This window comes from Methanocalculus sp., assembly GCF_030651615.1.
GTDB lineage: Archaea > Halobacteriota > Methanomicrobia > Methanomicrobiales > Methanocorpusculaceae > Methanocalculus.
This window is the reverse complement of the sequence record NZ_JAUSCG010000182.1, coordinates 1-4,435: the sequence shown is the minus strand read 5'-3', so window position 1 is coordinate 4,435 and position 4,435 is coordinate 1. Positions and strand designations below refer to the sequence as shown.

Here is a 4,435-nt window from a genome sequence, read left to right as displayed (position 1 = left end):
AAAAGATTATAAAAAATTATTCATTATTAGTACTATTCAGGTGACACACCGCGGTAATCCTGATGGAAAACAATACACAATCCAGACACCTCAGCCTTCTGCATTCAGCCATCTTGGGGGTGGAGAGACATTTACACCATTACAAAACAGAGAGATGTACATCATTTGGAGAGATGTATCAGATGACAATGCTCAGCAGGGGAGAGAGTTGACAGAGTATCATAGTCTTTGAGGTTCCCTACACCATGCACACAACTGATACCTATCTCTCGGTTAACCTCAGATCTGTATGGGGCAGTCCTTCATGGGATATAACAGAACGTTCTTCTGTCATATAATATATGAATTTGTTCTGAAAATAATCAAAAAGGGAGATACGCCCCGGCCGGGACTTGAACCCGGGTCAAAAGCTCCGCAGGCTTCTAGGATATCCACTACCCTACCGGGACCCGCAAAGGTGCTCTACACTATATGTGATCCTTTGTTAAATAGGTATTGATTATCACACAGACCTCTCGGGTAATGTCATATTGATGCGAGCCTCGACCATATTTCCACCAAAGGTGATATGATACATACCAGGCCTCCGAATCGTAATCTCTCGGATCGGATCAGTACTATAACTCCGTCCATACCCATCTTTTGCAACGATCTCTTTCGTATCAATATTCCGGACAGTACATTCATACCATGCATTCTCCGAGACTCTGCTAACAACAACAGAGAAATCCTCTTTCCCACCGAATTGGCTGGTTCCAGCAATTGTTCGGCGTATTGTTATCGGGTTGATATAAGTAGTGATGATCAACGGTGCCTGATATACATCAACAATCACTGCAACTTCATTATACCGAAACTGAATGGTCTGAGAATAGATCGGTACGTACCGTGACGGTATCTCGGGAGAGATGATAGGTACTTGAGTCCGAACAGGCTCAATCCCTGGTGTCACAGTGGGGTAGGGTGTTGCAGTGGATACGACAGACGGATCGAGAAATACTATCGGTGTTGAGACCGGCTGGACCGTTACAACCGGAGTGGGGGTTGCGGGGGAGCTTAAATCAGGTATATCGATCGGCATATCATCGACCATCGGAGGAGGGGCAGTACACCCTGCTGTTAATGACAGGAGAATACTGACCAGAAGGATCAAGCTCCAGTATCGGTGTTGCATCAATCAAGAATAGCAACTCATAGTATAAAAGCAAAGAAGGTATTTCAGAGATATCAACCCTGATATGAGAGGATTACACCCTTGTAGATCTCAGTTGCTCTCCTGAGATCATCATGTGATACACGCTCATCAACTGCATGAAGAGTCCTTATATCTCCAGGCCCATACTCGACCACATCAAAACCTTTCTTCCGAAGTGACCGCGCATCACTTGCAGCCCACTGGACAATCGGCTCTGATGATATGCTGTACATCCGGTCAATCTCAGCACATACTCTTCTGACAATATCTGAATCCGGGGGAGTCAGTGAGGGATTCCAGATACTGGATGGAATTATCTCAGCATTCCGGGCATGAGTTTTAATCTCTGTAAGGAGCTGATGAGCATCACATCCCCAGGGAAGACGAAGATCCACCTCAAGCCGGCATTTCTGTGCAACAATATTTGCTTTCTCACCACCGGAGATGACACCGGGATTATACATGATCTTTGTCAGAACGGATCGTAGATCTTTTGGGCCGAAGATCTCCTCAAGAACCTTCTCTGAGTGATCGATGATCCTGCTCATAGAGGGATCGACTGGAAACTCTCGTTTATGAACAGATTTAAGAAAATTCAGAAACTCCACAGCTTCCATGATTGCGCTTTCACCGATGCAGGGGTACAGTGAACTATGGCCGGGAGTTCCGGTAAAATTCATCATAAATCTGCAGAGGCCTTTCTGACCAATACATGGTGCTATTGCAGGCGTCGGTTCAGCAACAATACAATCAGACGGCATTATTAATTCTTTCTGAAGAAGATGATGGATGCCATTTGGGCCGCCCACCTCTTCATCGCAGACGAATGCAAGGCTTACTAATGGATCGATCCCATCATCAACGAGTGAAGCAACGGCTGAAAGGATTGATGCACAACCACCTTTCATGTCGGTGCTCCCCCGCCCCCAGACATATGACTCATCGATAATTCCCGAATGTGGGGGGTGCTGCCACCCGTCATCAAGTGCCGGAACGACATCCACATGACCGCATAGAAGGAGAGGATGGCCTTGTTCACGTGAAATTAGGTTGCAGTGACCCGGAACATTCTCAATGATATCCGTTGCAATACCAAGGGTACTGAGGATATCACTGATGTACTCGATCACCTCTGTTGTGATCCCCGGCGGGTTGTCACTATTGATCTTGATGAGATCTGAACAAATCTGTACCGGATCCATAATGGTATCCTTAATCACAGGTTTTCTGCCTTAAATGACTCAAATAGTGTAGACAATGAAGCTCCCTGATAGATGCTCTTCAGGAGATCCTTTTGGAAGAAGTCATCGATCATGGCATGAAAGACATGTGCGGGAATAGGTTTTGTAACAGCGGGATCAAGCACAATCCGGAAACTCCGGTACTGGGCAGGATCATCATTACTGTATATTCCCTGCCAGAGTGCTGGCATCTTTCCATATACACCTGAGTGATTCTCTTTCAACCAGTTTATAAATGGTTTAAACAGAGGACGGTCCCCTTTCTTCTCCTCATCAATTCTCCATCTCATATACTCACCCGCCATCAGGGATCGGGGCGACTCAAAACTATACCCTGAGACGCTCAGAGTATAATCTATATGGGCTATCGCATCCAACCAGTGAAACCAGAGAACCGGATGAAATTCTGAGACCGATTCGAGGACGAGAGACTTTGAATAGAGATACTCGAGCTCTCGTGAATATTCATTCTTCTCCATCATAGGGGAATATGAGAAGGGGAGGGAAAAAAGGGTTGCTATAACTGCATCTTTTTATTCATAAAATGGTTGCCTAAGACTCACGGCATGGAGGATCATATCATCAAGTTCGGTCCCACTCTTTCCTCTGATATCAACGACATTATCATTTCTGAGAAGACAGGGTTTGAGTTTACCATCTGATGTTATTCGCAGCCTGTTGCAATGACCACAAAAGTCAGTATTATGGAGAGGCCGCACCACCTCGACCTCGGCTCCATCGATACAATACTTCTTCCGGTGGTGCATCCGCCGTGTTACTATCTCGGTTGCCTGGGATGCAATCTTTTGTTCAAGACCATTTACATCTGCATGGGAGTAGCATTCGTTAAACTCCATCAGCTCAATAATCTGGAGGATGAGATTCCGGTTACCCCTGACATAATCGAAGAAAGCCGCAAGCTCATCCTCGTTTATACCCTTCAAAAGGACCATATTTAATTTGACAGGAGTAAGACCGGCATCAAGAGAAGCATCAATACCGGCAAGGACATCACTGAGGAGATCTTTCCCGGTGATCTCCTTATAGCGATCATGCCTGAGCGTATCAAGACTGATATTCACCCTTGAGAGCCCTGCACCCTTGAGATCATCGGCGATATCTGCAAGGAGAGTACCATTCGTTGTCATTGAAGACTCAACATGTGAAGGAACAGAACGGATTATCTCGACGAGATCGTCACGGAGTGTCGGTTCTCCACCGGTGAACTTGATACTCCTGATCGGAAAACGGCAGACAGCATCAATGATAGTCCTGATCTCATCTGTACTCATCTGATCTTTCGGCTGCTCTTCTCCCTCGGCATGGCAGTAGATGCAGTTGAGGTTACAGGATGGTGTCAGGGAGATCCGGACATTCGTCACCTGACGCCCATACGGATCAATCAGTGCTGGCTTCATCTCTTTTATGAATATAGTTTTTAGCAATTATATATGTCTCAGTACTGCCTTTACGTGTAGCCTGTGCGTGATAGACCCGAACCGAGTAAAAGTGCTCCCGCACCTCTTTCAGAAAGTCGTTGAACAACTCACCCTGAAATGTCTTTACGACGAAGTTACCACCCTGTTTCAGGATCGACTTTGCAAATGCGAGGGCCTGTTCATTCAGGTCAATGGTGCGCGCCTGATCGTAACACTTCTTACCAGAGATCTTTGGTGATGCATCACAGATGACGACACTGACCAGATCAACGATCTTTCTGATCTCAGACTGAACAAGTGGGTTGGTGAAGTCCCCTGTGATCGTTACAACACCCTCAAGAGGTGGGATAGGATTGAGATCAACACCGACAATCGTCCCTTCAGTGAGACTCCTCACTACCTGCAGCCAGCTACCCGGAGCAGCCCCGAGGTCTACGACCGTATCTGTTGGTCTGAATATTTCGAACTTGGAATTGATCTCAAGCAGTTTATACGCTGCACGAGAACGGTACCCTTCGCCTTTTGCACTTCTGTAAATTGGATCGCGTGACCATTGTGAA

The 4,435-nt window shown here is 46.3% G+C and carries 6 protein-coding genes and 1 tRNA gene; 1 reads left to right on the top strand and 6 read right to left on the bottom strand.

The annotated features are described in order from the left end of the window. Window positions 1-232: hypothetical protein (locus Q7V06_RS07880; protein WP_304840317.1), on the top strand; the 232-nt coding region annotated here is incomplete at its 5' end. 145 nt (window positions 233-377) lie between these two features. On the opposite strand, the gene Q7V06_RS07875 is transcribed toward Q7V06_RS07880, so the two are convergent. From Q7V06_RS07875 to Q7V06_RS07850, 6 genes are all read right to left on the bottom strand, one after another. After that, window positions 378-449 (bottom strand) — tRNA-Arg (locus Q7V06_RS07875). Between the two features lie 53 nt (window positions 450-502). Beyond that, a complete protein-coding gene (locus tag Q7V06_RS07870; protein WP_304840315.1) occupies window positions 503-1,174 on the bottom strand; it encodes a hypothetical protein in 672 nt (223 codons plus the stop codon). A gap of 53 nt (window positions 1,175-1,227) precedes the next feature. Further along, window positions 1,228-2,397, bottom strand: a complete 1,170-nt coding sequence (locus tag Q7V06_RS07865; protein WP_304840313.1) for an ArgE/DapE family deacylase — start codon at window positions 2,395-2,397, stop codon at window positions 1,228-1,230. Between the two features lie 14 nt (window positions 2,398-2,411). Beyond that, the gene (locus Q7V06_RS07860; RefSeq protein WP_304840311.1) at window positions 2,412-2,918 is read right to left on the bottom strand and encodes a hypothetical protein; all 507 of its coding nucleotides are present in this window, start codon (window positions 2,916-2,918) and stop codon (window positions 2,412-2,414) included. A gap of 51 nt (window positions 2,919-2,969) precedes the next feature. Beyond that, window positions 2,970-3,854, bottom strand: coding sequence for a GTP 3',8-cyclase MoaA (gene moaA / locus Q7V06_RS07855; protein ID WP_304840309.1), 885 nt, complete (start codon window positions 3,852-3,854; stop codon window positions 2,970-2,972). Further along, a partial coding sequence (locus tag Q7V06_RS07850) for an RlmE family RNA methyltransferase (RefSeq protein ID WP_304840307.1) occupies window positions 3,835-4,435 on the bottom strand: 601 nt, incomplete at its 5' end. The genes moaA and Q7V06_RS07850, both read right to left, overlap by 20 nt.